Source organism: Protofrankia sp. Cj3 (assembly GCF_917627355.1).
In the GTDB taxonomy this organism is placed as follows: Bacteria; Actinomycetota; Actinomycetes; order Frankiales; family Frankiaceae; genus Protofrankia.
Genome location: NZ_CAKJTR010000326.1, coordinates 1,499 through 2,514 on the forward strand (window position 1 = coordinate 1,499; position 1,016 = coordinate 2,514).

Annotated in this window: 1 protein-coding gene; it reads left to right on the plus strand. The window is 72.3% G+C overall.

The window, feature by feature from the left end; all coding sequences use genetic code 11:
- The coding region (locus MJ783_RS23175; protein WP_239313996.1) for a beta-ketoacyl reductase at positions 1-1,016 on the plus strand (1,016 nt) is incomplete at both ends.

Genomic DNA, 1,016 nt, shown 5'->3' on the forward strand with positions numbered 1-1,016 from the left:
GCCCTGGCGTCGTGGTGGGACGAGCGCCGTGTGCACGCCACCGTCGACTCCTGGCGCTACCGCGTCACCTGGCGGGCTGCGCGCGAGACAGCCAGGCGTCCGCTCTCGGGCAGCTGGCTACTGGTGGTTCCCGACAGTCATGTCGGCACCGGATGGGTGCGGTCCGTCGGACGGATTCTGACCGAGCAGGGTGTTCACACCCGCCAGGTCGCGGTGACCGCGCGGGACTGCGACCGGCGGCGCTTGGTGGAGCTGCTGGGCGAAACGCTCAATGCTCCGACGCCACCAGGCGAAGCGACAGCCGGCGTCCTGTCACTGCTGTCGCTGGCCGAGGAGCGCCATCCGAACCACGCCGCCGTTGCCTGGGGAGCCGCCGCGAACGTCGCGCTCATCCAGGCGCTCGACGATGCGAACGTCACCGCGCCGCTGTGGTGCGTGACCAGCGGAGCTGTGTCGACCGGCCCTTCGAATCCGGTGACCAGCCCTGTTCAGGCGCTCATCTGGGGTCTGGGCGGGATCGTCGCAGCCGAGCACCCGGACCGCTGGGGCGGCGTGATCGACCTGCCCGCGACCGTGGACGAGCAGATCGGCGCCCAGCTGGTCGCCGCGCTCGGCGACCAGCGCGACGAGACCGAGATAGCCGTACGCGGATCCGGGCTCTTCGTGCGGCGGCTGGTGCGAGCGCCGGTGGACGGTGCGCCCAGGGCGCGCCGCTGGCAGCCGCGGGGCACAGCCGTGATCACGGGTGGGACCGGTGCGCTCGGCGGTCACGTCGCGCGCTGGCTCGCCCGCAACGGAGCGGAACACCTACTGTTGATCAGCCGTCGTGGCCGCGACGCCCCCGGCTCGGCCGAGCTGGAAGCCGAACTGAACGCGCTCGGCGCAAAGGTCACGATCGCCGCGTGCGACGTAGCCGACCGTGGCGCGCTCGCCGACGTGCTGGCCTCGATACCCGCGGCGTACCCGCTGACCGCGGTGGTGCACACAGCGGCCGTGCTGGACGACGCGCTGCTTGC